The following is a 26,971-nucleotide window of genomic DNA, read 5'->3' on the forward strand; positions in this document are numbered from 1 at the left end:
ATGGTGGCTACGGTTGATATCACTACCTCGGACGGCGTCGTCCGGGGTTCCCGGGGCCGCCGCGTTTCACGCTGGCGGTCCATTCCCTTCGCGGCTCCCCCGGTGGGGGAATTCAGATTCCGCGCCCCGCAACCCGTGCGGCCGTGGCGCGGGGTGCGCGAGGCCACCCAATTCGGATTCGCCGCCATGCAGCATCGCAGCGGCGCGCGCATCGGACCGCGCACGCAGCAGCCGACGGGTGAGGACTGCCTGACGCTCAATGTGACCGCGCCGAGCCAGATTTCGGCCACACCACGGCCCGTGATGGTGTTCATTCACGGCGGCGGGTACATCATCGGGACCTCCGCGCTGGGCCTGTATTCCGGTGCGCGGCTGGCGGCGACCGGCGATGTGATCGTGGTGTCGATCAACTACCGGCTGGGCGCGTTCGGGTATGTCGATTTCGGGGAATTCTCCACGCCCGCACATCGATTCGACTCGAATCTGGGGTTGCGCGATCAGGTGGCGGCGCTGGAATGGGTGCGGCGGAATATCGCCGCCTTCGGCGGGGATCCGGACAATGTCACCGTCTTCGGCGAATCCGCGGGCGCGCACGCCGTGCTCGCCCTGTTCGCCGCGCCGGCCGCGGCCGGGCTCTTCCACCGGGGCATAGCGCAGAGTCCGCCCGCCGATTGGGGCACCTCCCCCGCCGACGCCAAACTCTTCGCCCAGCGCTGTGTCGAACGGCTCGGCGCGGCTCCCGACGAGGCCGCCGAGGCCCTGCTCACGGCCGCCCCGAACGATATTCGCCGCGCCGTGGACCGTGCGGTGCAGGATGTGCTGCGCTATCAGCCGGGTCTGTTCCCCGTGGCGCCGCACATCGACGGGGACTTCCTGCCGAAGTCTCCGATCAACGCCTTCGTTGCCGGCACCGCGCACAAGGTGCCGCTCATCATCGGATCCAATCGCGACGAAGGGACCCTGTTCACCCGCTTCGACGATGTGCTGGCCACCACCCCCGCGCGCCTGCGCCGCATCCTCCAGCAGGCGGGCGGCGAGTTCGAATCCCGGGTCGTCGCAGCCTATCCCGGATTTCCGGATCCGAAGGTGGCGGTGCGCATGGGCGGCGACTTCACCTTCTTCCGCCCGTGCACGACGGTCATGGCCGCACACAGCCACCATGCGCCCACCTACGCGTATCGCTTCGACTTCGCCCCGCGCGCAATACGACTCGCGGGCTTCGGCGCGACCCACGCCCTGGATCTGATTCCGGTCTTCGGCGCGACCGACACCCCGATCGGCCGCGCGCTCACCGCCGCGGGCGGGCGGCGCGGTCTCCGCTCGGTGACTCGGCAGTTCCAGGACAATTGGCTGTCCTTCGCCCGCACCGGCGCACCGCTGCCGTCCTGGCCGGCCTACACCGAGGACAAACGCGCCACACTGATCATCGACTATCCGCCACGCGTGGAATACGACCCCGACAAGGCAAAACGCCTGGCCTGGCAGGGAATTCAACTGCCCGCACTGGTCTGAGGGGCTATTTGAGCAGTCGCGACATGCGGCGGTCGGCGAGGATCTTGCCGCCGGTTTGGCAGGTGGGGCAGTACTGGAAGGACTTGTCGGCGTAGGCGACTTCGCGCACGGTGTCACCGCAGATCGGGCAGGGTTCGCCGGTGCGGCCGTGTACCTGCATGCCGGAGCGCTTTTCGGCCTTGAGGCGGGCGGCGTCCTCGCCGACCGAGCGTTCGATGGCATCGGAGAGCGTGGCGCGCAGGGCGGAGAACAGCCGCGCCAATTGCTCCGCGTCCAGGCCCGAGGCGGTGGCGAACGGCGAAAGCCTGGCCGTGTGCAGGATTTCATCGGAGTACGCATTGCCGATGCCCGCCAGCACGGTCTGATCGGTCAGCGCGTTCTTCACCCGCTGCGAGGTGCCGTGCAGCAGTTCGGCGAATTCGGTTTCGCTCACGGCCATGGCATCGGGTCCCAGGCGGGCAATGCTGGGCACGGACAGCGGATCCCGCACGATCCAGACCGCCAGCCGCTTCTTGGTCCCCGCCTCGGTGAGGTCGAATGCCGGCGTCGCGCCCTCGGGCGTGAACAGGTGCACCCGCAGGGCGAGCGGCCCCTTGCCCGGTTTCGGCGGCGCCGCGCCCGGTTCGTCGATCCAGCGCAACCATCCGGCGCGCGACAGGTGGGTGATCAACCACAGCCCGCCGCAGTCGACTCCGAGGTGTTTGCCCCAGTGCCCCACCCCGGTCACATCGCGTCCGGACAGCGCGGTCACCGGCGGATCGAAGGTCTTCAGCACGCTCAGCGCCGCCACATCGATCCGCCCGACAACGGCACCCACCGCGTGCTCGGCGAGAAATTGCTCGAGCGCCACGATTTCCGGTAGCTCAGGCACAACCACCACCCTACCGACCACCGGTGACACCCGCTGATCACCGAAACGCGCTCAACCTCGATCGGCGCCGCGCCGCAGCAGGTAGATGTCCATGATCCAGCCCTTGCGTTCGCGCAGGGCGGCACGCCGGCGCACGATGCGCTGTTCGACGACGCGCAGCGGGCCCTCGACGATCACCTCGTCGGGCATGCCGAGGTAGGCGCCCCACCAGATGTACAGATCGTCGCCGGGCACCTGGGTGAACGAGCAGTCGCCGTCCAGCATGACCAGCGTGGACTGTCCGGCGGCCACGCCGTCCTCGCGAATCCGGCGCCCGGTGGTGATGTGCACCGGCTCGCCGATCTCGTGCAGCACCATGCGGTGCGCGGCGGCCAGGGACTGCGCGCTGGTGATCCCCGGGATGACCTCGTAGTCGAAGGTCAACCGGCCGCGGTCCAGCACCCGCTCCACCATCCGCAGCGTGCTGTCGTACAGCGACGGGTCGCCCCAGACCAGAATCCCGCCCACGCCCTCGGTTCCGGCAAAAGCCTGCTCCAGGATTTCCGCGCGCCGCTCGTGCCAGTCGGCCACCACGCCCTGATAGGCGGCATCCGCCCCGGTGCCCGGCACGCTCCGGTCCCGCGGCGGGTCGGCTATCTCCACCACCCGGTGCGGCTGCTCGGCGTACTCGGCCAGGATCGCGGCGCGCACATCCACGAGCTCCTGCTTCTCGGCCCCCTTGCCGATGACGAAGAACACGTCGACCCGGCGCAGGGCCTTGATGGCCTGCACCGTCACCTGGTCCGGATCACCGGCGCCGATTCCGATCACGAAGAGCTTCCGCACGGTGCGTAAGCTAACCAGGCGTGGACAGCGCCCCTCGCGATACCCAGAGCACGGCCCCCGACACCCAATACGAGGACCTGCTGCGGCTGGTACTGGATTCCGGTACCCCGAAAGCGGATCGGACGGGCACCGGCACCCGCAGCGTCTTCGGGCATCAGCTGCGCTACGACCTGTCCCAGGGCTTCCCGCTGATCACCACCAAGAAGGTGCATCTGAAGTCCATCGTCTACGAGCTGCTGTGGTTCCTGCGCGGCGATTCCAATGTGAAGTGGCTGCAGGAGCACGGCGTCACCATCTGGGACGAATGGGCCGATCGCAATGGCGATCTGGGCCCGGTCTACGGCGTGCAGTGGCGGTCCTGGCCGACGCCGGACGGCACCCACATCGATCAGATCTCGCAGGTGCTGCAGACGCTGCGCACCGATCCGGATTCGCGGCGCATCATCGTCTCGGCGTGGAATGTGGCCGAGCTGGATCGCATGGCGCTGGCGCCCTGCCACGCCTTCTTCCAGTTCTACGTGGCCGACGGCCGGCTGAGCTGCCAGCTGTATCAGCGCAGCGCCGATCTGTTCCTGGGCGTGCCGTTCAATATCGCCAGCTATGCGCTGCTGACGCACATGGTGGCGCAGCAGACCGAGCTGCTGCCCGGTGATTTCATCTGGACCGGCGGCGACTGCCATATCTACGACAATCACGTCGAGCAGGTGCGCGAGCAGCTGACCCGGGAGCCGTATCCGTTCCCGGAGCTGCGGCTGCGGCCCGCGCCGACGCTGTTCGATTACGCGTACGAGGATGTGGAAATCGTGGGCTACCAGCATCATCCGGCCATCAAGGCCGCGGTGGCGGTGTGAGCCGCACGATCGGGCTGGTGTGGGCCCAGACCTCGGCGGGGGTCATCGGGCTCGACAATGCCATTCCCTGGCGGATTCCCGAGGATATGGCGCATTTCAAGACCGTCACCATGGGGCATCCGGTGGTGATGGGCCGGCGCACCTGGGATTCGCTGCCCGCGCGTTTCCGGCCGCTGGAAGGCCGCCGCAATATCGTCGTGACCAGGCAAACGGACTGGTCCGCCGAGGGCGCCGAACGCGCCGGGTCCTTGGACGAGGCACTGCAACTGGCCGGCGACGGTCCGGTGTGGATCATGGGCGGCGGGGAAATCTACCGGGCGGCAATGCCTTTGGCGACCGAGTTGCGAGTGACCGAAGTGGGCGCCGATATTGCGGGCGACTGTTTCGCACCCGCCATCGGCCCGGAATGGAGTGCGGAGGACGCACCGTGGCAGCAGTCCTCGTCCGGTCTGAAATATCGGTTCCTTCGTTATACGAGGTAAGCCCGATAACGAAGCGCTGAAACAGGCGATCGGCCCGAAGCCCGTCCGGCATACTCACGGATACTCCGGCGAAAGGCAGTCCATGGACAAGAAATCGCTGACCGCGGTCGCCCGCCAGCAGCTGAAGCTGGCCGCCACCGCCTCGAGCGGGCGCAGTTCGGTGACCATCTACGGGGGCCACGCGCACAGCCTGCGCCAGACGGTGATCGCTCTCACGGCCGGCCACACGCTGGCCGAGCACGAGAATCCCGGCGAGGCGACCATGATCGTGCTCAGCGGCGTGCTCACCCTCATCAGCGGCGCCAATGAATGGAAGGGATCGGCCGGTGACCTGCTGGTCATCCCGAACGCGCGGCACAGTGTGAAGGCCATCGACGATGTGGCATTCCTGCTCACGGTCGCCAAGTAGCCGGCCGCGCAGCAGACACAGGGTTACCTGATCGACCGATCGGTCTGCGGCGAGTTCTAGGCTGGAGTTCATGGGTGAGCCGCAGCCGTTTCTCGATCCGCTGACACCCGCCGCGATCTTCCTCGTCGTCACCATCGACGAGGGTGGCGAGGCGGTGGTGCGCGATCTACTCGCAGACCTGCCGGGACTGCGCCGATCCGTGGGATTCCGGGTTCCCGGCGCCGGGCTGGCCTGTATCACGAGCATCGGCTCGCAGGCCTGGGACCGGCTTTTCACCGGACCGAAACCCGCAGAGCTGCACGAATTTCCGGGATACAAGGGCGAGGTGCACGAGGCGCCCGCCACGCCGGGCGATCTGCTCTTCCACATCAAGGCCGAAGCGCAGGACACCTGTTTCGAATTGGCCATGACCATCGGCGAAAGGCTCACCGGGGCCGCGACCATCGTCGACCAGACCGTGGGGTTCCGCTATTTCGAGCAGCGCGATCTGCTCGGATTCGTGGACGGCACCGAGAATCCCGAGGGAAAGCTGGCGGTGACCGCCGGAACCATCGGGGACGAGGACGCCGAATTCGCCGGTGGCAGTTATGTCATCGTGCAGAAGTACGTGCATCCGCTGGCCGAGTGGAAGGCGCTGTCCACCGCCGAGCAGGAAAAGGTCATCGGGCGCACCAAACTCGATGATTTCGAGCTGCCCGAGGAAGACAAGCCGCTGAATTCGCATGTGGCCGTGAACGATCAAGACGAGCTCGGCCAGATCGTGCGCGCCAATATGCCCTTCGGCAGCGTCAAGGACGGCGAATTCGGTACCTATTACATCGCTTACGCGGCCAGCCCGTCGGTGCCGGAGAAGATGCTGGAGCGCATGTTCCTCGGCAGTGACGAGGCGGCCTACGACCGCATCCTGGATTTCTCCACAGCCGTCACCGGCACCCTGTTCTTCACCCCGCCCGAGGGATTCTTCGACGCCCTGCCGGATGCTCCGGCGGCGGCCGAAGTCCGGGAATCTCCGGCCACGAACGGTGTTGTCACTAGCGGTTCTCTCGGTATCGGCACGTTGAAAAGGAGCTAAAGAATGAACAACCTCCACCGCGAACTCGCGCCGATCACCTCCGAGGCCTGGGCGGCCATCGAGGAGGAGGCGACCCGAACCTTCAAGCGCCACATCGCCGGTCGCCGCGTCGTCGACGTCTCCGGCCCGCACGGCGCCGATTTCAATGCCGTCGGCCTGGGCCGCACCCAGATCATCGCCTCCCCCGGCGAGGGCGTCCTGGCCAGCCAGCGCATCGTGGTCCCCCTGGTGGAACTGCGCGTCCCCTTCATCCTGTCCCGCCAGGAACTCGACAATGTCGAGCGCGGCGCCCGCGACACCGACCTGGACGCGGTCAAGGACGCCGCCAAGAAGATCGCCTTCGCCGAAGACCGCGCCATCTTCGAGGGCTACCCCGCCGCCGGCATCACCGGCATCCGCGCCGCCACCAACTGCGAACCGGTCAAACTCCCCGGCGACCCTCGCCTCACCCCCGAAGCCGTAGCCCAGGCCCTCTCCAAACTCCGCCTGGCCGGCGTGGACGGCCCCTACTCGGTTCTCCTCTCCGCCGACCTCTACACCGCCGTCAGCGAAACCTCCGACCACGGCCACCCCATCCGCACCCACATCGAACGCCTCATCGACGGCGAAATCATCTGGGCCCCCGCCATAGACGGCGCCTTCGTCCTCTCCACCCGAGGCGGCGACTTCGACCTCCAGATCGGCCAAGACCTCTCCATCGGCTACCTGGCCCACGACGCCGAACAGGTCCAGCTCTACTTCCAGGAAAGCCTGACCTTCCTGGTCTACACGGCCGAAGCCGCAGTCCCCCTGGAGGCATAGGCCGCCTCTCGGAACTCTCGTGCCCCGCGCACTGACGTGCGCGGGGCACACCCATGAGTACCGTGCCCCAAACCAACCCCAGCCCGTCCGGCCGGCAGCCGGTGCAGTCGCCAGCCGGTGCGGTCGCCAGCCGGTGCAGTCGCCAGCCGGTGCAGTCGCCAGCCGGTGCGATTGTCGGCCGGTGCGATTGTCGGCCGGTCCGGGCACCAGCCCGTCTGGTCACCAGCCCGTGTGCCTGTGTGTTGGTCCGCCGCAGGCGAACTGTCAATTAACGGCAGGGAAGACAGTCGGTGCATCAACTGTGTGGGTTCGGGGCCGTCTCGATTTTGGACTGAGTGGAGCGTGCGTCGGAGCGGGGGAGCGAAGCGGAGGAGCTCCGGCGTGCGCGGAGGGAGGGAAAAATCGAGACCGTCAGGCCCCGAACCCCGCCGGAGCGAAGCGGAGGCAAATTAAACACAGCCACGAGCGTTTCTAGCGCAGACCAACCCGTCTTCCCCCTCGACAGCCGAGCGCTGCCCGTCGATGCCACGCTGAGCCACCGCTGGAGCCATAGCGCACCGAGAGGTACGGTGACGCCCAGCACGAAGCGGGAGGCAGTTCAATGGCGGTGCAGGCGGTATGACGACGGTGCGGGCCGGGGTGGTGCCGGGGCGGCGGGCTGCCTGGTACGGGGCGGCCGGTTTCTTGGTAGCAGCGTTGATCTGCCTGGCGATTGTCGGCGTATTCGGCCTGAATCGGTTGTTCACCGGGCTGCTGCTGGGGATCGCCGCGGGTGTGGCCCTGCTTCTGCTCTTGTTCGGGCGCGATGGAGTGGTCTTGACCGACCGCTCCATCATCCGCCGAACCCCCTGGCACGCCGACACCATCGCATGGAACCGAGTGGTGGCGGGCCGGTTCGCATTGGACGACAAGGCCCGCTGGTCACTAGCCCTGGATCTGAACGGCGGCGACGAGTTACACGGCGAACTGGTGCTCTTGTCCATTCCACCGGTAGTCCGCCCCATCGCCAACGCCTACGACCACCGCAAACGCGAGCAGGTCAACGAAATCCGGGCCATGCTCCGCCAGAAGCGCATCCCCGTAACCGTCCTGCCAGAAATCGCCGAAGCCCTGCAACAGCATTGGCGCCTGGCCCCACCCGCCCGCTGACCCGCCCCCTCCGATCTCTAGGCTGATCCGGGTGATTCGCACAGCTGCTCTGGCTCATGTCCGCGATCGCCGTCTGCTCCAGACCCGTCCGGTCGGCAAGGACGTCTTCTACATGGCAGGCGGCAAAATCGACCCGGGCGAGACCCCTGAACTAGCCCTGCACCGCGAAATCCGCGAGGAACTGGGCGTCAGCGCCACCGCCGTCACCCGCCTCGGCATCTTCGAGGCCGAAGCCTACGGCCACGCCCCCGGCACCCGCCTGCACATGACCGCCTTCCTCGGCGAACTCACCGCCGACCCGGCCCCGTCCGGCGAAATCGCCGAACTCCGCTGGTTCACCCTCAGCGAATACCGGGCCATGCCCCACGTCGCCCCCGGCTCCCTGCTGGTCTTCCAGCGCCTCCGCGAACTCGACCTGATCGACGAATAGCCGCCGAGAAGGCGCTGCGGCTAATCGTCCTCTGCCGTCGGCTCGTCCGCGGCCTTGGCGCCGGAGTCCTCCGGCGCGGCAGGCGCGATGACGGCAGTGCCCGGGCGGTAAGGGATTCGGGTGGCCGCCGCCAAGCCCACCAGGAGGAACAACGCCGCCGCGAGCAGCGTGGTCCGGGTGGCATCGGTGAACCCGCGGCACAGCGCGTCCAGAACCGGCTCGACCACACCGTGTTCGCGCAGACTGGAGATGGCCCCACCAGCGGATTCCCGGGTAGCGGTAGCCAGGGTGTCCGCGGGCTGATCCGGGAGTTCGCGCACCTCGTCCAGCCGTTTGGGCAGATCGTTGCCGAGGGCGACCGAGAGCAGCGCGCCGATGAGCGCCGTGCCGAACGCCGCGCCGACTTGCCGGACGGTGCTCTGGGTGGCGGAGCCCTGCCCGGAGAAGGCGGCGGGCACATCGGCGAGCACGGTTCCCGTCAGCTGCGCGGAGGCCATGCCCAGCCCGATGCCGTAGCCGACGAGCAGCAGCGCCAGCCACCAGCCGGAGATGTGCGGGGTGACGAACAGCGCCGCCAGCGCAATGGCGATCGCCTCGAGGGCGAGGCCCAGCTGCACCACCCGCACCGGCCCCAATTTCCGCACGAGTCCTTCGGCGATCCCGGCCGCGGCGAACGCGCCCACCGCCATGGCGGCCAGCACGTAACCCGCTCCCAGCGTGGACAATCCGAGCACATTGACCATGAACAGTGGCAGCACGAACAGCAGCCCGAATTCCCCGAGCGCCACCGCGAAGGCGGTGATGTTGCCCCACCGGAAACTCGGGATCTTGAACAATGCCGGATCCAGCAGCGCCGATCGACCGATGAGCTTCCGGTGCTTCTCCCAGCGGATGAACACCGCCAGCGCGAGCACGCCGAGCGCGAGGAAGACCGGGATCGGCGAGACCGGCGCGTCCGCCGACCAGGTGAATCCGGGCATGGGGAATTCCCGCAGCGGCTTCCACCACCCGTAGGTCGCGCCCTCGATGAGCGCGAACACCAGCAGTGCGAAACCGGCCGCGCTGAGCAGGAATCCGTCCACGTCGAGTCCGGGCGCGGCCTTGCCCATGCGGGTTTCCGGCACGAACAGCAGCAGCCCGATGAGCACCAGCACGCCGAGTGGAATATTGACCAGGAAGATCCACGGCCAGGTGAAGTAGGTGGTGAGCCAGCCGCCGAGCAGCGGCCCGATGGCCGCCACGCCGGAGATGACCGATCCCCAGACGGCGAAGGCGATGATCCGGTCCCGCCCGCGGAAGAGGGCGTTCATGGTGGCGAGCGTCCCGGGCATCACCCCGGCCGCGCCGATGCCCTGCACGATCCGGCCCCAGATGAGCGGCCAGGCGCTGGTGGCGGAGGCGGCGAGCACGCTGCCCGCCAGGAAGACGAGCACACCGAGGGCGAAGAGATTACGTCGCCCGAGCCGGTCCCCCAGCCGCCCGCTGGTGATCAGCAGCGCCGCCAGCACCACCGCGTAGACGCTGGTGATCCATTGCGCCTGAGTGAAATTCAGCTGGAGGTCGGCAATGATGACCGGCAGCGAGACCGCGACGATGGTGCCGTCGAGCACCACCATGGACAGGCCGAGCGCCAGCACGGCCAGCGTGATCCACCGCTTGCGCCCCTGTTCGGGGGCCTGGTCGAGCTCTGCTTCGGTCATTCGTCACTCCCGCCAGCAAGTTAGCCAGACATATGCCGCAAACCTGTTTCAGTCTACGGTCAACCGACCGAAACCTGATTCAAGATCACGGACCTACAACGACTGTGCCGTGAATGCCTCGATCCGACGGTAGTATCCGAGAAGGATCCACCCTCGGCGTGGCGCGTCGAATCATTCATTTCCGCCGATGCTGACTGTTTGCCCTCCTTGACGCATCGGCTCATCGCCCGACTCACGAGGAGCGCTGATGGCGAAGAACGTGGCCGACGGCATGTGGGAGATGCTGGTCTCGGCGGGCGTGCAGCGGTGCTACGGCATTGTGGGCGACGCGCTGAATCCCACCATCGACGCGCTGCGGCGCAACGGTTCCATCGATTTCGTGCACGTGCGCCACGAGGAGTACGGCGTCTTCGCCGCGGTCGCGGACGCCCGGCTGACCGGCCGCCCGGTTGCTGTGTGCGGCACCGCCGGACCGGGCGTCACGCACCTCATCAACGGCCTGCTCGACGCCCGCAAGGAGGGCGCGCCGATCATCGCCATCGCGGGCGACAGCGAGACGCTGCTGCAGGACAGCGGCGCCCTGGAGGAGCTCAACCCGTACCGGTTCTTCGAGACCGCCGCGAAGTACATCGGCCGGATCGTGAATCCGCAGCAATTGCACCATGTGGTCGGCAATGCGGTCACCATCGCGCTCGCCGAGCACGGGCCGACGGTGATCGCGCTGCCGGGCGATGTGGCGGTCCGGGAAGCGCCGAAAATCCAGCTGCGCGTTCCGCTTCCGGCCACCCGGGCGGCCGCTGCCGTCGACGGTGATCTGCGCACCATGGCGGCGCTCATCGACTCCGGCAAGAAGATCGCCATCTTCGGCGGCGACGGCTGCGCGGCGGCCGGTGCGCAGGTACGCGAGCTCGCCCGCAAACTCCATGCCCCCGTGGGCTTCTCGCTCAAGGGCAAACAGTGGCTCGAGCACGACAACCCCAATGCCGTCGGCATGACCGGCCTGCTCGGTTACGGCGGCTGCTGGGACGCGGTGAACAAATGCGATGTGCTGTTGATGCTGGGCACCGACTTCCCGTTCACCAACTTCCTGCCGCACAGCAAGGTGCGGGTCATCCAGGTCGACCGCAATCCGCGCCATCTGGGCCGCCGGATTCCCTTGGAACTGGCCGTGATCGGCGATGTGGCGGCCACCCTGGACGCGCTGCTGCCCATGGTCAAGGCCAAGGACGACAGCGCCTTCCTCGACAAATGCCGCAAGATCAGCGAGCGCTCCTCCAAACGCATGCGGCACTACGTGGACGCCGGGCCCACCACGAAACCGATACGCCCCGAATACCTCGCCGCCATTCTCGACGAGGAGGCCGATGACGACGCCCTGTTCTTCGCCGATACCGGCACGGCGGTGATCTGGGCTTCGCACCATATCCACTACGGCCCGAATCGCCGCCTGTTCGGCTCGTTCTCCTGGGCGTCCATGGCCAATGCCGCGCCCAATGCCTTCGGCGCGCAATTGGCCATGCCCGGCCGTCAGACCATCGCGCTGTGCGGCGACGGCGGATTCACCATGCTCGGCCTGGGCGATCTGCTCACCCAGGTGCAGCGCAAGACGCCGTGCGTCATGATCATCCTCAACAACAGCAGCCTGGATTTCGTGCACATCGAACAGCAGGAGGCGGGCTTCGTCCCCTACGGCACCGATTTCCAGAACCCGGACTTCGGCAAGGTGGCCGAGGCCATGGGCGCCAAGGGCATTCGCGTGGAGGAGCCCGGTGACCTGCGGGACGCGGTGCGCGCCGCCCTGTCACACCGGGCCGGACCGGTGGTGCTCGACGTCCTGGTCGACAGCTACGCGCTGGCACTGCCCGAGCATGTCGAGGCGGAGACCGTGATGGGCTTCACGCTCAGCCAAGCCAAGCAGCTCATGGAAGGTGACGGCCACAGCGTGCTGAAGAACATCACGCACAACGTGCGTTTGCTCTGATCGCGCGGGTGACCCGGCCCGTTCCGGTTCCGCACGCAGCCCGCAGACAGCGGGTGTCCGAATCGGTTACGTTTGTGTGCGTGTCGATGATGAAGGGTTCCAACGTACCGGTAGCGGCGTCTGCGGTCCGGGTCGAACTGGGGTGGCAATCAGGTCCGGATGCCGATGCGTCGGCGCTGCTGCTGGTCAATGGCAGGGTTCGGTCGGACGCGGATTTCGTCTTCTACAACCAGCCGGCGCACGCCTCGGGCGCGGTGCGGCACGAGGGCAAGCGGCAGGGGCCGCAGGTCGTCGACGCGCTGTCGGTGCAGCTGGCGCAGGTGGAACCGCAGATCGAGACCATCGTCATCGCGGCGTCCGCGGACGGCGGCACCTTCGCCCAGTTCCGCGGGCTGCACGTGCGCGTGGTGGACGCGCAGTCCGGGGCGGAACTGGCGCGCTTCGATCCCACCGACGCGAGTTCGGAGACCGCGTACGTGCTCGGTGAGCTGTACCGCCGCCAGGGGGCCTGGAAGTTCCGCGCGGTCGGTCAGGGCTATGCCTCCGGATTGGCGGGGCTGGCAACCGATTTCGGCATTACCGTCGACGACGCCCCGGCGCAGTCCGCACCCCCGCAGCCGTCGCACACCGCGCCCCCGCAGCCGTCGCACACCGCGCCGCCGCAGCCGAATTACGCTCCGCCGCAGGGCTACACCCCGCCCCCGCAGCAGCCGTTCGCGCCGCCGCAGGGCCAGCAGTATCAGACCCCGCCGGGCCAGTACGCGCCCCCGCCCGGGTACGCGCCGCCGCCCGGCCAGTACAACCAGGGCGGCTACCCGCCGCCGCCTCCGCCGGGATACCCGCCGCAGCAGGGCTACCAGCAGCCTCCGATGCCGCCGCAGCCCTATCAGCAGATCCCGAATCAGGTTCCGCCGCAGCCGTTCCAGCAGACTCCCCCGCCGGCCGCCAACCCGCCGGTCAATCTGGGCAAGATCTCGCTGACCAAGGAAGCCCCCTCGGTCTCGCTGACCAAGCAGGGCGCGACCGGCGGCATCATGCGCGTCAACCTGAACTGGTCGGTGCCCGGCGCCTCGCACGGCCTGTTCGGCCGCAAGCGCGGCGGCAATGGCGGCCTGGATCTGGACCTGTGCTGCTTCTGGGAACTCAGCGACGGCACCAAGGGCAGCATCAGCCCCCTGGATACCTTCGGCAATCTGCATCGCGCGCCGTTCATCGAGCTGGACCAGGACGACCGCACCGGCGCGAGCGCCGGGGGCGAGAACCTGTCCATCAACCTCGATCACACCGCCAAGTTCAAGCGCATCCTGGTCTTCGCCTCGCTCTACGAAGGCGCGCAGGACTTCCGCGGCGTGCACGCCACCGCCACGCTCTACCCGCGCAATTCGCCGCCCATCGAGATGGAAGTCAGCGGCTGCGTGGACGATTCGCGCGAGATGGTGCTGGCGCTCATCGAGAACATCAATGGTGAACTGGTGGTGCGGCGCGAGGGCGTCTTCGTGCGGCCGCCGGACGGGCACCGCTACTGGGGCAAGCTGGCCGTGGATCAGGCCTACCGCTGGGATCTGAAGTGGGGCACGTCGAAAGGCAAGTCCTAAGGGACGAGCGCGAGTGCGGCTGCCCGGGTCCGGTCCAGGTCTCCCTGCCACCCGAGCAGCCGCAGCATCGCGTCGGGGATCAGCCGCTCGGCGTACTCCGGCGCGGCCCCTTCGTCGGACCGGATATTGATCACCGATTCGACCAGCCGGAACGGCATCAGTTCCGCGCCCGGCACGGCATTGTTCCCCGCCTCGGCGATCACCGCAGCCGCCAGCGTCTCGTAGTGCCGGCGCAGCTCGTCGCGCTGCTCCCGGAATTTCGCGAAACGCTCGGTGCGCAGCTCCGGCAGCAGGTACAGCGCGCCCAGATTCCAGCGCGCGTCGCAGAGCTGGCTGACGTCGAACCAGGCGAGCGCGTACAGCCGTACCGCCGCGGGTTCCGCGAGCCCGGCCAGTCGCTCCGCCAATTCCAGTGGCGCGCCGACGGTTCCGCCGAGCAGCGCGTCGAGGATATCGTCCTTCGCCCCGAAGTGGTGGTACAGCGACGCCTGCCGGATGCCCACCGCGTCCGCGATCATCCGCGTCGAGGTGCTGCCGTAGCCCTTCTCGGTGAGCAGTTCGGCGGCGGCGTCGAGAATCTCGGCCCGCGGCGTCTGGCCCGCGCGGCGGCGGGGTTCGAGGCGGGGACGTCCGGGTCCGACTTGGGTCACGGGTTCATTCTGTCCTACCGCCCGCGGGGGCCTACCAACCGCGCTGGTCACAGGGATGTCAGGAATCCCGTGAGGTTTCTGTCACTCGATAGAAACTCCCGCAATGCAGAAGTTACGCCCGGCCACCAGACGGATACACGGGCGTCACCGCCCAGGCGATCGTGCCCGCAAAACTTTCAGTCGATAGATATTCATCCTCGCGAAAGATTCGCCATGGTTGCCTCTGCCCCCGACGTCACCGCCGATGGGAACGATCTGGCCCGCTTCGGCTATCAACCCGTCCTACACCGCAAACTGGGCCGCTTCGCCTCCTTCGCGGCCGGTTTCTCCTTCGTCTCCATCCTCACCACGATCTTCCAGTTCTTCGCGCTCGGTTACTCTTTCGGCGGCGCCGCCTTCTTCTGGACCTGGCCGCTGGTCTTCCTCGGCCAGCTGCTGGTGGCCTTGAACTTCGCGGAACTGGCTGCGCGGTATCCGATTTCGGGAGCCATCTACCAGTGGGCCCGCCGCCTCGGCGGGGAGGCGGTGGGCTGGTTCGCGGGCTGGATGATGATCATCGCGCAGATCGTCACCGCCGCGGCGGCCGCCATCGCGCTGCAGGTCGTGCTGCCGTCCATCTGGAGCGGGTTCCAGATCATCGGCACCGATACCGCGCTGACCTCGCGCGACGGGGCCTCCAACGCGGTGCTGCTCGGCAGCATCCTGCTGGTGTTCACCACCACCATCAATGTGATCGGCATCGACATCATGTCGAAGATCAACTCCATTGGCGTGACCATCGAGATCGTCGGCGTGGCCGCGGTGATCGCGCTGTTCTTCAGCGGCGCCGAGCGCGGGCCGGCCGTGGTGCTGCAGACCGATCAGGCCGTGCCCGGGGCGTATTGGGCGGCATTCCTGGTATCCGGGTTGATGGCGGCCTATGTGATGGTCGGATTCAATTCCGCCGGAGAGCTTTCCGAGGAGACCCGGAATCCGCGGCAGGTCGCGCCGCGCACCATTCTCAGCGCGCTGAGCGTCTCGGCGCTGGGCGGCGGGCTGATTCTGCTGGGCGCGCTCATGGCCGCGCCGAGCCTGTCCGACGGCGCGCTGGCCACCGAGGGCCTGGCCTACGTCATCAATGCCAAACTCGGCACCACGGCCGGGAAGGTCGTGCTCGCCTGTGTCGCGGTGGCGGTCACGGTGTGCACCCTGGCGATTCAGACGGCGGGGTCGCGGCTCATGTTCTCCATGGCCCGCGATGGCAAGCTGCCGTTCGGCAAGCAGCTGTCGGCGGTGCACCCGCGCTATGGCACGCCGGTGCTGCCGGCCGTGGTGATCGGCGTGGCCGGAATCGGGCTGCTCGCGGTCAACCTCGGCAATGCCGCCATCTTCGCCACGCTGGCCAGCGTCTGCATCGTGACGATCTACCTGGCCTACGCGCTGGTGACGACGCCGCTGCTGATCCGCCGGATCAAGGGCACCACCGGTTTCGCCGAGACCGATACCGACGGCACACCGCTGTTCAGCCTGGGCCGCTGGGGCATTCCGGTCAATATCGGGGCCGTGCTGTGGGGCTTCGCCATGGCGATCAACCTGGCCTGGCCGCGCACGGAGATCTACACACCCGCGGGCGGCGGCTGGTGGATGCTCTGGGCCGCACCGCTGTTCGTGCTGCTGACCGTGGTGATCGGCGCGCTGGTGTACCGCGCGGTGACCCCGGCCCGGGCAGACGCCGCCGCCGGTCCGGCCACCCAACCCGCCTGAAGGCCGTCATCCCGGACCGACTGAAGCACGCCGGAATGACCCGAGAGACCGAGAGACCGAGAGACACGGGAGTATCGATGACAAGCACAGCGGACACCACGAGTGCACGGGCACACGCGAGATCGCAGGCGGCCGCCGCGACGATCAGCGGGCCGGTGCTTCCGGAAGACATCAGCGCCGCGAGAGTCGGCTTCGCGCAGCGGATTCCGGCGGGTGGCTACGCCAATGTCGTGCTCGGCCGGGGCACTCGGGTCCGGCTGTCGGATCCGGACGGCGCGGCCTGCGCGCACCTGCTGCTCCTGCGGGCCGAATCTCCGTGGGAGCGGCTCAATGTGGCCGATACCGTGAAGGTGCCCTGGCAGGCCTACCTGGGCAAGGGCCACCCCCTGCTCTCCGATCAAGGCCGCATCCTCGCCACCGTCGTCGAGGATTCGTCCGCCCACCACGACACCCTCTGCGGCCCTTCGGATATTGCCCGTCGGCAACTGCGCATGGCCGGCGCCAAACAGGGCCTGGAACCCCGCGATATCGGCCCGACTGTCTCGTTCTTCCGCGGCGTGCGGGTAGAGCCGGACGGCGGTCTCACCGCGACCGGCAGCTCCGGCCCCGGCGGCACGGTCGACCTGCTCGTCCATCTCCCGGTCACCCTGCTCATCGCCAATGCCGAACACCCGCTCGACCCCACCCCCGTCACCGATCTGGACGTGGTGGCCTGGTCCGCCCCCGGCGACCTCGCCCTCGAGCACAACACCGATCCGGAATACCTGCGCGCGGTGCGGAACACCGAAACCGATTGGCACGCCCGCACTCTGGAGGCCCTCGCATGATCACCCGCACCGTCGTCCGCGACGAAACGGTCCCCGCCCGCGCGCCCTGGTCGGCCGTGGTGCACGCCGGTGAGCAGTTGGAGATCATCGACCTGCACGGCAATCAGGCGGTGGACTGCCTGCTCTACTCGGCCGCCGACCACACCGACCGCTACAGCGCCCAGACCACCATCACCGCCCAGCGCAATATCTTCCTCACCACCGGCAGCATCCTGCTCACCGACACCGGAACCCCCCTCATGACGGTCGTCGCCGACGAAGTCGGCAACCACGACACCGTCGCCGGCGCCTGCTCCCAGGAATCCAACACCCTCCGCTACGGCCACCACACCCGCCACCAGCACGCCTGCGTGGAGAACTTCCTGGCCGAAGGCATGAAATGGGGCCTGGGCAAACGCGACCTGGTCTCCAACATCAACTGGTTCATGAACGTCCCCGTGGAACCCGACGGCACCCTCGGCATAGTCGACGGCCTCTCCGCCCCCGGCAAGAAGATCGCCCTCCGCGCCGAAACCGACACCCTCGTCCTCATCTCCAACTGCCCCCAGATCAACAACCCCTGCAACGGCTTCGACCCCACCCCCATCCGCATGGTGGTCACCCGATGACAGCCGCACTGTCCCACGGCGCTCAGAGCACACCCACCGCCGGCGACACGGCGGCGCTGTCCGGGGCTGCGGCAGAGCCTTCAGCCGCGGCTCTGGACCAGAGCGCCGCCGAGTCGGCCCACGGCAGCAGCGATAGCGGCGCGCCCGGCGGCGGCGATGGCCCGGCGCAGAGAGATACGGCCGAAATCCCCTCGGTCGCTGCCGCTACCGCTGCTCCGGGCGGTAGGGGCGACGGCCGCGACAACGACCGGGGTGACGGTGCTGTCCTGGACGGCCGCGTCGATCTGCCGGGCATCGCATCGGAGCGCGCCGCACCGCCGGGCGCGGCAGTCGACTCGGCCACCGTCACGGTCCTGCGGCCGGGTGTGCAGACGACCGTGCAGGATTGGCCCGGGCGGGTGGGGTATTGGCATGTGGGGGTGCCGCCGTCGGGGCCGATGGATGATCTGTCGTTCCGGCTGGGGAATCGGGCGCTCGGGAATGCCGAGGGGGCGGCCGGCTTGGAGTGCACGCTGGGTGGGCCGTCGCTGCGGTTCGAGAGCGCGGCGTGGGTGTGTGTCACCGGTGCACCGGTGCCGGTGACGGTGAACGGGAAACCGGTGCGGCAGTGGCGGAGTGTGCTCGTGCCCGCGGGGGGCGTTCTCGATGTCGGCGCGGTGCGGGGGCCCGGGATGCGGTGCTACATCCTCATTGCCGGTGGGATCGATGTGCCCGAATATCTCGGCAGCCGTTCGACTTTCACGCTCGGCAAGTTCGGCGGCGGCAGCGGCCGGGCGTTGCGCGCGGATGATGTGCTGGCCCTGGGTGTACCGGGGAAGGTGACGGCGGGGATAACCGGAGACGACCAGCCGGTGCTGACCCGGCGGTGGGAGCTCGCCGTGACGGAGGGGCCGCATGGTGCGCCGGAGTTCTTCACGCGCGGTGATTTCGAGACCGTCATCGGCACGGATTACGAGGTGCATTTCAACTCCGATCGGACCGGTGTGCGGTTGATCGGGCCGCAGCCGCAGTGGGCGCGCGCGGACGGCGGTGAGGCCGGGCTGCATCCGTCGAATATCCATGACACGGCGTATTCCGTTGGGGCGCTGGATTTCACCGGGGATACGCCGATTCTGCTCGGGCCGGATGGGCCCAGTCTGGGCGGATTCGTGTGCCCGGTCACGGTGGTGGCGGCGGATCGCTGGAAGCTGGGGCAGCTGGCTCCCGGTGATTCGGTGCGATTCGTGCCGGTGCGGGCCGAGCGGGCGGCCTCGCTGCGGGCAGTGGGGGCCGCGCGCCGGGCGTCGTTCCCCATGGTGCTGTCCTCCGGCGGCGATGGGGACGACGGAGTGCTGGGCCGTCGCGACGGCGCGGATACCGCGGTCACCTATCGGCGGGCGGGCAATGACGGCGTGCTCATCGAGTACGGCGATATGACTTTGGATCTGGAGTTGCGGGCGCGCGTACACGCCCTGCACCAGGCGCTGTTGGAGCGCTCCGAGCCGGGTGTCACCGAACTCACGCCGGGTGTGCGCTCCTTGCAGGTGCGCACCGATCCGGATCGGCTTTCCACCGGAAAGCTGCTCGATCTGCTGGGTGAGGTGGAGTCGGAGCTGCCGTCGGCCGATGAACTGGTGGTGCCCAGTCGTACCGTGCGCATGCCGCTGTCCTGGGACGACCCGTCCACGCGCGAGGCGATCACCCGCTATATGCACGGCGTGCGCGCCGATGCCCCGTGGTGCCCGTGGAATATCGAGTTCATCCGGCGGATGAACGGATTGTCCTCGGTAGACGATGTTTTCGACATCCTGTTCGCCGCCGAGTACCTGGTGCTCGGGCTCGGCGATGTCTACCTGGGCGCACCGGTCGCCACCCCGACCGATCCGCGACATCGCCTGGTCACCACCAAGTACAACCCGGCGCGCACCTGGACCCCGGAGAACGCGGTCGGCATCGGCGGCGCGTACCTGTGCATCTACGGCATGGAGGGCCCCGGCGGCTACCAGTTCGTCGGCCGCACCACCCAGGTGTGGAACCATGCCTCCTCCGGGCTCGGCGAAGATCCCTGGCTGCTGCGCTATTTCGACCGGATCAGCTGGTACCCGGTGAGCACGGAAGAGCTCACGGATATGCGCGCCGACTTCGCCACCGGACGCGGTGAGCTCCAAGCCGAGGACGGCGAGTTCCGGCTCGCCGACTATCGCGGCTTCCTTGCCGAGAACGCCGATTCGATCGCCGAATTCCGGTCCCGGCAAGCCGTGTCGTTCGCGGCCGAGCGCGAATCATGGCGTGCGGCAGGCGAGTTCGCGGCGCGGGCGACGTGAGAGCCGACCATGAGGGCATCCGCCTCGCACCTGCCGGCCGCCGCCTGCGGGGCGGGACGGCGGCGGGACCGGCACGGTGGAACCGGCCCGCAACCACGTGCGGGCTCGGAGTGAGAGGCACCGTGACGCACCGCAGAGTAATGGGCAGGACGCAACGGCGGCGGCGCAACGGCGGCGACCTTGTCGGCCGTCACAGAACTTCAGGAGGGCTTCGATGACCGTGTGGATTCACCGACGCAGCGAGGACGAGGTGGCGGCGGAGATTGCGGCCGCGGCCGGGCCGCTCGCGGGATTGCGGCTGGCAGTCAAAGACAATGTGGACGTCGCGAGCGTGCCAACCACCGCGGGTTGTCCGGATTACGCGTACACGCCGGTGGACGATGCGGCCGCGGTCGCCGCATTGCGGGCAGCCGGTGCGGTGGTCGTCGGCAAGACGAACTTGGATCAGTTCGCGACCGGATTGGTCGGCACACGCTCTCCGTACGGCGTGGTCGACAACGCGCTGCGGCCCGGATTCGTTTCGGGCGGTTCGAGTTCCGGGTCCGCGGCGGCCGTGGCATTGGGCGAGGCCGATATCGCCATCGGCACCGATACCGCCGGGTCCGGTCGAGTTCCGGCGGCATTGCACGGCATTGTCGGGATCAAGCCGACGGTGGGTGTGGTGTCCACGGCGGGGGTGGTTCCGGCTTGTCGTTCCTATGATTGCGTGACCGTCTTCGCCGCCGATCTCGAGCTCGCGGGCCGCGCCATGGCGGTGCTGGCCGCGGGTGCGCCGGGGCGGCCGTGGCCTGTGGATACCCGGCTGGCCGCGCCGCCGCAGCCGGTAGTGGCGGTCTTCAGCGAGTTGCCGGATCTGGATACGGAGTGGCGCACTGCCTTCGATCGGACGGTCGCCGCGCTGCGGGATCGGGGCGCACGCATTGCCGAGGTCGATCCCGCGCCGTTCCTGGCGGCTGCCAAGCTGCTCTACGGCGGCGCTCTGGTTGCCGAGAGGTACTCCGCTGTAGGCGAATTCATCGATGCGCACGCCGATGCGGTCGATCCCACCGTGGGTGCGATCATCCGCGCCGCCAGGGATATTCCTGCCCACCAGCTGGTTACGGACCTGGCCGAGCTGGAACGGTTGCGCGCGCTCGCTCTCGCAAGTCTCGAGGGCGCGGATGTGCTGCTCACACCCACGGTGCCCGGCCACCCGACGATCGCCGAGGTGGCCGCCGACCCGATCGGGGTCAATTCCCGCCTGGGGACCTACACCAACTTCTGCAATCTGTTCGACCTGTGCGCGGTCGCGGTTCCCGCCGGGACGGTGGGCGAGGCCCGGTTCGGCGTCACCGTGCTGGCGCGCGCCTTCGAGGATGCCGTGGCTTTCGATGTGGCCGCTCTCATTGCCGGACAGCCGGATTCGCAAGAGTCGGCTTGGCCGCCGGAGGTCGCACCCGTGCAGGAGCTCATCGTCTTCGGGGCGCATCTGCGCGGGCAGCCGCTGGAGCATCAGCTGATCGAGCTCGGCGCCCGCTGGGCCGGTCCGGTGCGAACCTCGCCGCGGTACCGGCTCGGGGCGCTCGACACGATCCCGCCCAAGCCCGCCGTCACCCGCGTATCCGACGGCGAGACAGGCGTTTCCGTCGCCGGTGAACGCTGGCTCCTCTCCCCCGCCGCCCTCGGCCGTTTCCTCGCGGCGCTGCCCGCGCCCATGCAGCTGGGCGCGGTCGAACTCGAGGACGGCAGCTGGCGGACCGGTTTCAGCGCCGCGGGCGCGGCCGCCGAATCCGCCAAGGACATCAGCGAATACGGCGGCTGGCGGGCGGCGCTGGCGGCCGGGGCGGTGTGATTCAGCGCAGGGAGCGGAAGAACTCCCGCACATCGGCGACCAGCAGTTCCGGTTCCTCCATGGCCGCGAAGTGCCCACCGCGATCGGCATCGACCCAGTGCGTGATGGTGTTGGCGGTCTCGGCGTAGCGCCGGATGCCGATATCGTGCGCGAAGGCGATGACGCCGGTGGGCACCCCGGAATTCACGAGCTCCCGGCCCCAGGGACCGGACCCGCGTTGTGCGTAGCCCACGTACGCCGCCGAGCCGGCGGTGCCGGTCAGCCAGTAGAACATCACATTGGTCAGCAGCCGGTCCCGGTCGATGATCTTGTCCGGCAGCACGTTCCGCGGATAGGTCCATTCCCGGAACTTGTCCATGATCCAGGCCAGCTGCCCGACCGGCGAGTCCACCAGCCCGTAGGCCAGCGCCTGCGGGCGCGTGGACTGGATCGCGATGTAGCCGAACTCCTCGTGCATGAAGGCCTCGATGCGCCGGACGCGATCCTGTTCGACCTCGGTGAGCCGGGCGAACTCGTCCTCCGGCAGCGGCACGCGCGGAATGGGCGCGGGGCCCCCGTTGCAGTGCACGCCGATCACCCGATCCGGCGCGGTGCGGGCCACCTCCGGGCTCACCGACGCGCCGATGTCTCCGCCCTGGACGCCGTAGCGTTCGTAGCCCAGCCGGTTCATGAGCTCGGCCCAGGCCCGGCCGATCCGCTCCGTGGTCCAGCCGGAATCGCCGACCGGACTGGAGAATCCGAAGCCGGGCAGCGCGGGAATCACCAGGTGGAACGCGTCCGCGGGATCGCCGCCGTGCGCCCGGGGATCGGACAGCGGTCCGATGACATCCAGGAATTCGGCGACCGATCCGGGCCAGCCGTGGGTGAGCATGAGCGGTGTCGCGTGCTCCTCGGGCGAGCGCACGTGCAGGAAGTGGATGCGCTGTCCGTCGATCTCGGTCGTGAACTGCGGATAGCGATTCAATTCCGCTTCCGCTGCCCGCCAGTCGTATTCGTCGCGCCAGTAGTCCACCAGCTCGCGCAGCCAGTGCACCGGCACCCCGGTGTCCCAATCGTCGCCGGGCAGCGGCGCGGGCAGGCGCGCACCGTCGAGCCGCGAGCGGAGGTCATCGAGCTGCTGCTGGGGAATGTCGATTCGGAAGGGTGTGATTTCAGTGCTCATGACTTTCACGATAGGAAGCACCTAGGACAGGCTCTGCCCTAGCTTTCCGGCAGAATATTTCCCGTGTTGGAAACCTCGGCTCGACTTCTGAAGCTGCTGTCGCTGTTGCAGACCCCGCGCGACTGGTCCGGCGCCGACCTGGCCGAACGCCTCGACGTCGATATCCGCACCGTGCGCCGCGATATCGAGAAGCTGCGCAATCTGGGCTATCCGGTGCATGCCGTCGCGGGTGCGGCCGGTTATCGGCTCGGTGCGGGCGCGCAGCTGCCCCCGCTGCTGCTGGACGACGACGAGGCGATTGCCGTGGCCATGGGTCTGCGCACCGCCGCGGGCGGCACCATCGCGGGTATCGAGGAGAGTTCCCTGCGCGCCCTCGCCAAGCTCGAGCAGGTCCTGCCGTCCCGGCTGCGGCATCGGGTGTCGGCCCTGGAATCGGCCACGGTCGCCCTGCCCGCGGGCGGGCCGGTGGTCGATCCGGAAACCCTCACCGCCATCGCGGCGGCCATTCGCGACCGTCATCGGCTGCGGTTCGACTACCGCACGCACACAGGCGATTCCAGCCGCCGCACCGCCGAACCGCACAAGCTCGTGCACACCGGCCGCCGCTGGTATCTCATCGCCTGGGATGTGGATCGCGACGACTGGCGTACCTATCGCGTGGACCGGCTCACGCCGAAGATTCCGACCGGCCCGCGCTTCACCCCGCGCGAGGCCCCGGCCACGGACCTCGCATCCTTTGTGTCCCAGGCCATCTCGTCGGCCCCGTACCACTACCGCGCCCGCGTCACCCTGCATGCCTCGGCCGAGCGGGCCGCCGAACGCATCGCACCCACGGTGGGCGCCATCGAGGCCGTCGACGAGCACAGCTGCATCCTGCACACCGGCGCCAACTCGCTCGACGAAATCGCCTTCTATCTAGGCGTTTTCGGCTTCGACTTCCGAGTCGAGGAGCCGCCGGAGCTCGTCGAGCGCATCCGCGAGATCTCGGTCCGACTGGACCGCGCCACCCGCTGACTCAGTCCGAGGTGTGGGTGGCCTCGGGATTGGTGGTATCGCGAACCACGCGCAGCGCGGCAATGAGGTCGTCGAGCTGGGCGGGCGTGAACAGGCCGGTGAACCAGCGCTCCACACCCTCCAGATAGGCGGGCAGGATGCGGGCCACGCGGGTCGCGCCGGCTGCCGTCAGGACCGCGTACGAGCTGCGGCGATCGCGGGGATCGGGTTCGCGGCGGACGAAGCCGTTGCGTTCCAGGCGGTCGACCAGCCGGGTGACGCCGCTGGTGGAGAGGCTGGTCTGCACGGCCAGATCGGTCATGCGGAGTTTGCGGCCGGGCGAACGGCTCAGGCGCATAAGGGCATTCAGGTCGAGACCGGAGAGCCCATTGTCCTTCCACGTGGGTTCGAGGCGGGCCACCACGCCGTCGTGCGCCTCGAAGAGAATGCCGACCGCGGTGAGCCGGGGGTCGTCGAAGAGATGCTTGGGATCCACGCTGAGCAGCCTAAACCAATCGTTTGCACCGGGGATAGTTGACACGCGGAACAAATGGAGTATCTTTTTGTCATCGCAATATTCCGCATAGCAACTAAATGGAGGTCCCGATGACGACGCAGCAGCAGTGGGTGGCGGGTTTCCGTGCGCCGCTGGTGAATCCGGCCGAGGAGATCCGGCTGGCCGAGCCGCGCGGCTTCGGCGACGAGACGATTCGGCAGGTCGTGCGGGTGGCGGGCGGCGGATCCCGGCTGCGGGTGCGGTTGACGAATCGGTACTCGGCGGAGGAGCTGGTGCTCGGCGCGGTCCGCATCGCGGTGCGCGCGGCGGGGAGCGCGATTGTGCGCGAGACCGATACCCCGGTGCTGTTCGACGGCTCCGCGCAGGCCAAGGTCGCGGCATACGGCGATATCGTCAGCGATCCGGTCGAGCTGGCGGTGCCGGCGGGCGCGGAACTGGCGGTGAGCCTGTATCTGCCGGAGCGGACCGGTTTTCCGGCGTTCGCGCACATGCCGGTGGAGACCGGCTGGATCGTGGATGGCGATCGGACGGGCGACGCTGCCCTGCCCGACGCCGAGGAGACCACCTCGCGCTTCTTCCTGACCGGCATCGACGTCCTCGTCGACGGCGATGCTCCGGTACTGGTCGCCTTCGGTGACTCCTGGTTCGAGGGGGTCGGTTCCACGCACGGCGCGAACCGGCGGTCGGTGGATCGGCTCAATGCGCGGCTGGAGCACGGCTGGGCGGTGAATCAGGGCATCGGCGGCAACCGTTTGCTCACCGATCAGGTCGGCGAGCACGGGCTGTCGCGGTTCGAGCGGGATGTGCTGTCGGTGCCCGGCGTGCGGGCCGTGTGGGCCAACTTCGGGATCAATGACCTGATCCTGGGCGAGACCACCGCGACCGCCGCGGACATGATCGCCGGCTACACCGAGCTGGCACGCCGGGCGCATGATGCGGGCCTGCCGATCTACATCAATACCATCGGCCCGTTCGCGGGGGCCATCTACCCGGGATTGAATGTGGCCGAGGGCATTCCGGTCCGCCGCGAGCTCAATGCCTGGCTCCGCACCACCGATGTCTTCGACGCCGTCTTCGATGTCGCCGCCGCCGTCGAGGACCCGGACCGCCCGGACTTCATCCGCCCCGAATTCGACAGTGACGGCATGCATCTCGATGACGACGGTCATCGCGCCATTGCCGAGTCCGTGAATCTCGCCTTGGTCGCCGCGGCCCTGCACTGATCCGTCCCCCCGGGTTCAGGCCAGCCTGGGCCCGGCCCCCGCCGCCTGCTTCAGCCCGTTCGTCCACAGGTCGTTCGCCACATCCCGCCCGAGCCGCACCCCGCCGACGTTCTGCGAAAGGTCCATCCCACCCGTGGAATCGGCGGCGAAGGCGTCGAACGACCAGTGCACGCCGAGGAATACTCGGCTCCGGCCGTTCTCCTCCATCATCTGCCACAGCCCGCCCGGGAACTTCCGGCTGTGCCGGCTGCGCACCACGCCGTAGTTGTCGGACGTGCTCCCATTGAGTTCCTCGGACACGAAACCCATTCCGTCGGTGAGATTGTCGGGCCCGTCGGCATGCACGCCATAGAAGCGCCGGACGATCTGCAAGGCCGCCGCGCCGAAGGTGGCATGCCCCGACGGATAGGCCGGAAAAGGCGGGGTGAAGTTGAAGGCGATCTCATTGCTACGCGGCGCCCCGTACGGCTGCCAGAACGGATCGCAATCCGGATCCAGCCCGTGCCCCGGACTCGCATCCGGCCCCATGGACGGATCGTATTCGCGTATCCCGAGAATCGGCCGCCACAGATTGTGCCGATACTTGTCGTCCCAGCACAGAATCCCCGCATCCGCGAGCGCCGCATTGACCAGCGCGAACAGCCGAGCATTCTGCTCGACGTCATTACCGCGAGCACCCGCGATCTCACGCACGATCCGGTTGTACAGCCGAGGCGGCGTCCCCAACTGCTTGGCCCCGTCATACGCCCAATAAACGCCGATCAGCGTCTCATCCGCAGTACGCCCGGCGACCCCGGAGGGCAGCCCCACAACAGGTTCCGGCGCGATCCCCTTACCCCGCACCTCCCGCAAGGCCGCCAAATACCGCGGATCATTCCCCTTGGGCGGCGGATCGAGGGTATACCTGCTGGTCACGGCAAAACATCGAGCCCGCGCCCCATAATGCGGCGCATAGTGCCCCTGCTTCGAATTGACCGGATCCGGCCGATGATTCGGCGCACCCACATCGGGCACATAATCGTGATCATCCAACCCCGGATCCCCCCTTCGCACCTTCAGCACCGCCGCCCCCACGGCCTGCCCGTGCGCCCCACCCCGCCCGGTTCCCGGCCCATGCAACCCGGCCTCCCGCAACGCTTTATCCAACCGCGCCGTCTGCGCCGGATACAACGCGGTCAACGTCGTATGCGCAGCCACAGCAATAGCGGCATCGAACGAGGCCCCATTGGCCGCCACCGGCGGATTCGTCAGCCAAGTCCCATGCGCCGCACCAATAATGCTGAAGTAGGCGTCATGCATGGCCAGATGCGTGATAGCGAGCGCCCGCGAACTCCCAACCGGCCCGCGCACCCCCCGCTCCACGGGTTTGATCTCGGTGTGCGCCATGCGATCCGACTCCAAGGCCACCGCATTCCAATACAGTATTTGATCCACAA

General features: G+C 68.2%; 24 protein-coding genes. 17 read left to right on the forward strand and 7 right to left on the reverse strand.

Translation table 11 applies throughout. The features are described 5' to 3' along the window. Positions 1-1,512: a carboxylesterase/lipase family protein gene (locus ACFVIV_RS15570; RefSeq protein WP_379196639.1), complete on the forward strand. Its 1,512-nt coding sequence runs from the start codon at positions 1-3 to the stop codon at positions 1,510-1,512. A gap of 4 nt (positions 1,513-1,516) precedes the next feature. Here the strand turns inward: ACFVIV_RS15570 and ACFVIV_RS15575 are convergent, their stop codons facing one another. Continuing rightward, positions 1,517-2,383 (reverse strand): Fpg/Nei family DNA glycosylase, encoded by an 867-nt coding sequence (locus ACFVIV_RS15575; protein WP_379196641.1) that lies wholly within the window; start codon positions 2,381-2,383, stop codon positions 1,517-1,519. A gap of 51 nt (positions 2,384-2,434) precedes the next feature. Continuing rightward, complete coding sequence (gene cobF, locus ACFVIV_RS15580; RefSeq protein ID WP_379196643.1) at positions 2,435-3,208, reverse strand: precorrin-6A synthase (deacetylating); 774 nt, start codon at positions 3,206-3,208, stop codon at positions 2,435-2,437. Between the two features lie 20 nt (positions 3,209-3,228). Here cobF and ACFVIV_RS15585 point away from each other — a divergent pair, with 20 nt between their 5' ends. The 7 genes from ACFVIV_RS15585 (at position 3,229) to ACFVIV_RS15615 (ending at position 8,402) form a co-directional block, all read left to right on the forward strand. After that, positions 3,229-4,059, forward strand: coding sequence for a thymidylate synthase (locus ACFVIV_RS15585; protein ID WP_379196645.1), 831 nt, complete (start codon positions 3,229-3,231; stop codon positions 4,057-4,059). Next, the gene (locus ACFVIV_RS15590) at positions 4,056-4,541 is read left to right on the forward strand and encodes a dihydrofolate reductase (protein ID WP_379196647.1); all 486 of its coding nucleotides are present in this window, start codon (positions 4,056-4,058) and stop codon (positions 4,539-4,541) included. The genes ACFVIV_RS15585 and ACFVIV_RS15590 overlap by 4 nt, the downstream gene beginning before the upstream one ends. A gap of 82 nt (positions 4,542-4,623) precedes the next feature. Then, positions 4,624-4,950 carry a cupin domain-containing protein gene (locus ACFVIV_RS15595; protein ID WP_379196649.1) on the forward strand — a complete coding sequence of 109 codons (327 nt, stop codon included), beginning with the start codon at positions 4,624-4,626 and terminating at the stop codon, positions 4,948-4,950. Positions 4,951-5,020: 70 nt separating this feature from the next. Next, on the forward strand, positions 5,021-6,022 hold the full coding sequence (locus ACFVIV_RS15600) for a Dyp-type peroxidase (RefSeq protein WP_379196650.1): 1,002 nt from the start codon (positions 5,021-5,023) through the stop codon (positions 6,020-6,022). A 3-nt stretch (positions 6,023-6,025) separates the two neighbouring features. Beyond that, positions 6,026-6,823, forward strand: a complete 798-nt coding sequence (locus ACFVIV_RS15605) for a family 1 encapsulin nanocompartment shell protein (protein WP_379196652.1) — start codon at positions 6,026-6,028, stop codon at positions 6,821-6,823. A gap of 618 nt (positions 6,824-7,441) precedes the next feature. Then, the gene (locus ACFVIV_RS15610; RefSeq protein WP_379196654.1) at positions 7,442-7,972 is read left to right on the forward strand and encodes a hypothetical protein; all 531 of its coding nucleotides are present in this window, start codon (positions 7,442-7,444) and stop codon (positions 7,970-7,972) included. Between the two features lie 31 nt (positions 7,973-8,003). Then, the gene (locus tag ACFVIV_RS15615) at positions 8,004-8,402 is read left to right on the forward strand and encodes an NUDIX domain-containing protein (RefSeq protein WP_379196656.1); all 399 of its coding nucleotides are present in this window, start codon (positions 8,004-8,006) and stop codon (positions 8,400-8,402) included. 20 nt (positions 8,403-8,422) lie between these two features. Here the strand turns inward: ACFVIV_RS15615 and ACFVIV_RS15620 are convergent, their stop codons facing one another. After that, on the reverse strand, positions 8,423-10,102 hold the full coding sequence (locus tag ACFVIV_RS15620; protein ID WP_379196658.1) for an MFS transporter: 1,680 nt from the start codon (positions 10,100-10,102) through the stop codon (positions 8,423-8,425). 247 nt (positions 10,103-10,349) lie between these two features. Between ACFVIV_RS15620 and ACFVIV_RS15625 the strand changes: the two genes are divergently transcribed. Then, the gene (locus tag ACFVIV_RS15625; protein ID WP_379196660.1) at positions 10,350-12,083 is read left to right on the forward strand and encodes a thiamine pyrophosphate-dependent enzyme; all 1,734 of its coding nucleotides are present in this window, start codon (positions 10,350-10,352) and stop codon (positions 12,081-12,083) included. Between the two features lie 86 nt (positions 12,084-12,169). Next, positions 12,170-13,678 carry a TerD family protein gene (locus ACFVIV_RS15630; RefSeq protein ID WP_379196878.1) on the forward strand — a complete coding sequence of 503 codons (1,509 nt, stop codon included), beginning with the start codon at positions 12,170-12,172 and terminating at the stop codon, positions 13,676-13,678. Here the strand turns inward: ACFVIV_RS15630 and ACFVIV_RS15635 are convergent. After that, positions 13,675-14,328, reverse strand: coding sequence for a TetR/AcrR family transcriptional regulator (locus tag ACFVIV_RS15635; RefSeq protein ID WP_379196662.1), 654 nt, complete (start codon positions 14,326-14,328; stop codon positions 13,675-13,677). The two genes, ACFVIV_RS15630 and ACFVIV_RS15635, sit on opposite strands and share 4 nt — an antisense overlap. 213 nt (positions 14,329-14,541) lie before the next feature. On the opposite strand from ACFVIV_RS15635, the gene ACFVIV_RS15640 reads away from it, so the two are divergent. From ACFVIV_RS15640 to atzF, 5 genes are all read left to right on the forward strand, one after another. Continuing rightward, positions 14,542-16,071, forward strand: coding sequence for an amino acid permease (locus ACFVIV_RS15640; RefSeq protein WP_379196664.1), 1,530 nt, complete (start codon positions 14,542-14,544; stop codon positions 16,069-16,071). A gap of 77 nt (positions 16,072-16,148) precedes the next feature. Next, the gene (locus ACFVIV_RS15645) at positions 16,149-16,898 is read left to right on the forward strand and encodes a DUF1989 domain-containing protein (RefSeq protein WP_379196666.1); all 750 of its coding nucleotides are present in this window, start codon (positions 16,149-16,151) and stop codon (positions 16,896-16,898) included. Then, a complete protein-coding gene (locus ACFVIV_RS15650) occupies positions 16,895-17,506 on the forward strand; it encodes an urea amidolyase associated protein UAAP2 (protein ID WP_379196668.1) in 612 nt (203 codons plus the stop codon). Before ACFVIV_RS15645 ends, ACFVIV_RS15650 begins: the two co-directional genes overlap by 4 nt. Beyond that, complete coding sequence (locus tag ACFVIV_RS15655) at positions 17,503-19,809, forward strand: 5-oxoprolinase/urea amidolyase family protein (RefSeq protein WP_379196670.1); 2,307 nt, start codon at positions 17,503-17,505, stop codon at positions 19,807-19,809. The genes ACFVIV_RS15650 and ACFVIV_RS15655 overlap by 4 nt, the downstream gene beginning before the upstream one ends. Positions 19,810-20,023: 214 nt before the next feature. Then, positions 20,024-21,640, forward strand: coding sequence for an allophanate hydrolase (gene atzF / locus ACFVIV_RS15660; RefSeq protein WP_379196672.1), 1,617 nt, complete (start codon positions 20,024-20,026; stop codon positions 21,638-21,640). Between the two features lies 1 nt (position 21,641). Here atzF and ACFVIV_RS15665 read toward each other — a convergent pair whose 3' ends face one another. Next, a complete protein-coding gene (locus ACFVIV_RS15665) occupies positions 21,642-22,802 on the reverse strand; it encodes an epoxide hydrolase family protein (RefSeq protein ID WP_379196674.1) in 1,161 nt (386 codons plus the stop codon). Between the two features lie 63 nt (positions 22,803-22,865). Between ACFVIV_RS15665 and ACFVIV_RS15670 the strand changes: the two genes are divergently transcribed. Continuing rightward, positions 22,866-23,816, forward strand: a complete 951-nt coding sequence (locus ACFVIV_RS15670; RefSeq protein WP_379196676.1) for a helix-turn-helix transcriptional regulator — start codon at positions 22,866-22,868, stop codon at positions 23,814-23,816. Position 23,817: 1 nt separating this feature from the next. On the opposite strand, the gene ACFVIV_RS15675 is transcribed toward ACFVIV_RS15670, so the two are convergent. Beyond that, on the reverse strand, positions 23,818-24,291 hold the full coding sequence (locus ACFVIV_RS15675; RefSeq protein WP_379196678.1) for a MarR family winged helix-turn-helix transcriptional regulator: 474 nt from the start codon (positions 24,289-24,291) through the stop codon (positions 23,818-23,820). 110 nt (positions 24,292-24,401) lie between these two features. Here ACFVIV_RS15675 and ACFVIV_RS15680 point away from each other — a divergent pair, with 110 nt between their 5' ends. Further along, positions 24,402-25,535 carry a GDSL-type esterase/lipase family protein gene (locus ACFVIV_RS15680; protein WP_379196680.1) on the forward strand — a complete coding sequence of 378 codons (1,134 nt, stop codon included), beginning with the start codon at positions 24,402-24,404 and terminating at the stop codon, positions 25,533-25,535. A 15-nt stretch (positions 25,536-25,550) separates the two neighbouring features. Here ACFVIV_RS15680 and ACFVIV_RS15685 read toward each other — a convergent pair whose 3' ends face one another. After that, positions 25,551-26,969 (reverse strand): hypothetical protein, encoded by a 1,419-nt coding sequence (locus ACFVIV_RS15685; protein WP_379196682.1) that lies wholly within the window; start codon positions 26,967-26,969, stop codon positions 25,551-25,553. Positions 26,970-26,971: the final 2 nt, after the last annotated feature.

It is taken from the genome of Nocardia sp. NPDC127526 (genome assembly GCF_042672265.1).
Taxonomy (GTDB): Bacteria; Actinomycetota; Actinomycetes; order Mycobacteriales; family Mycobacteriaceae; genus Nocardia.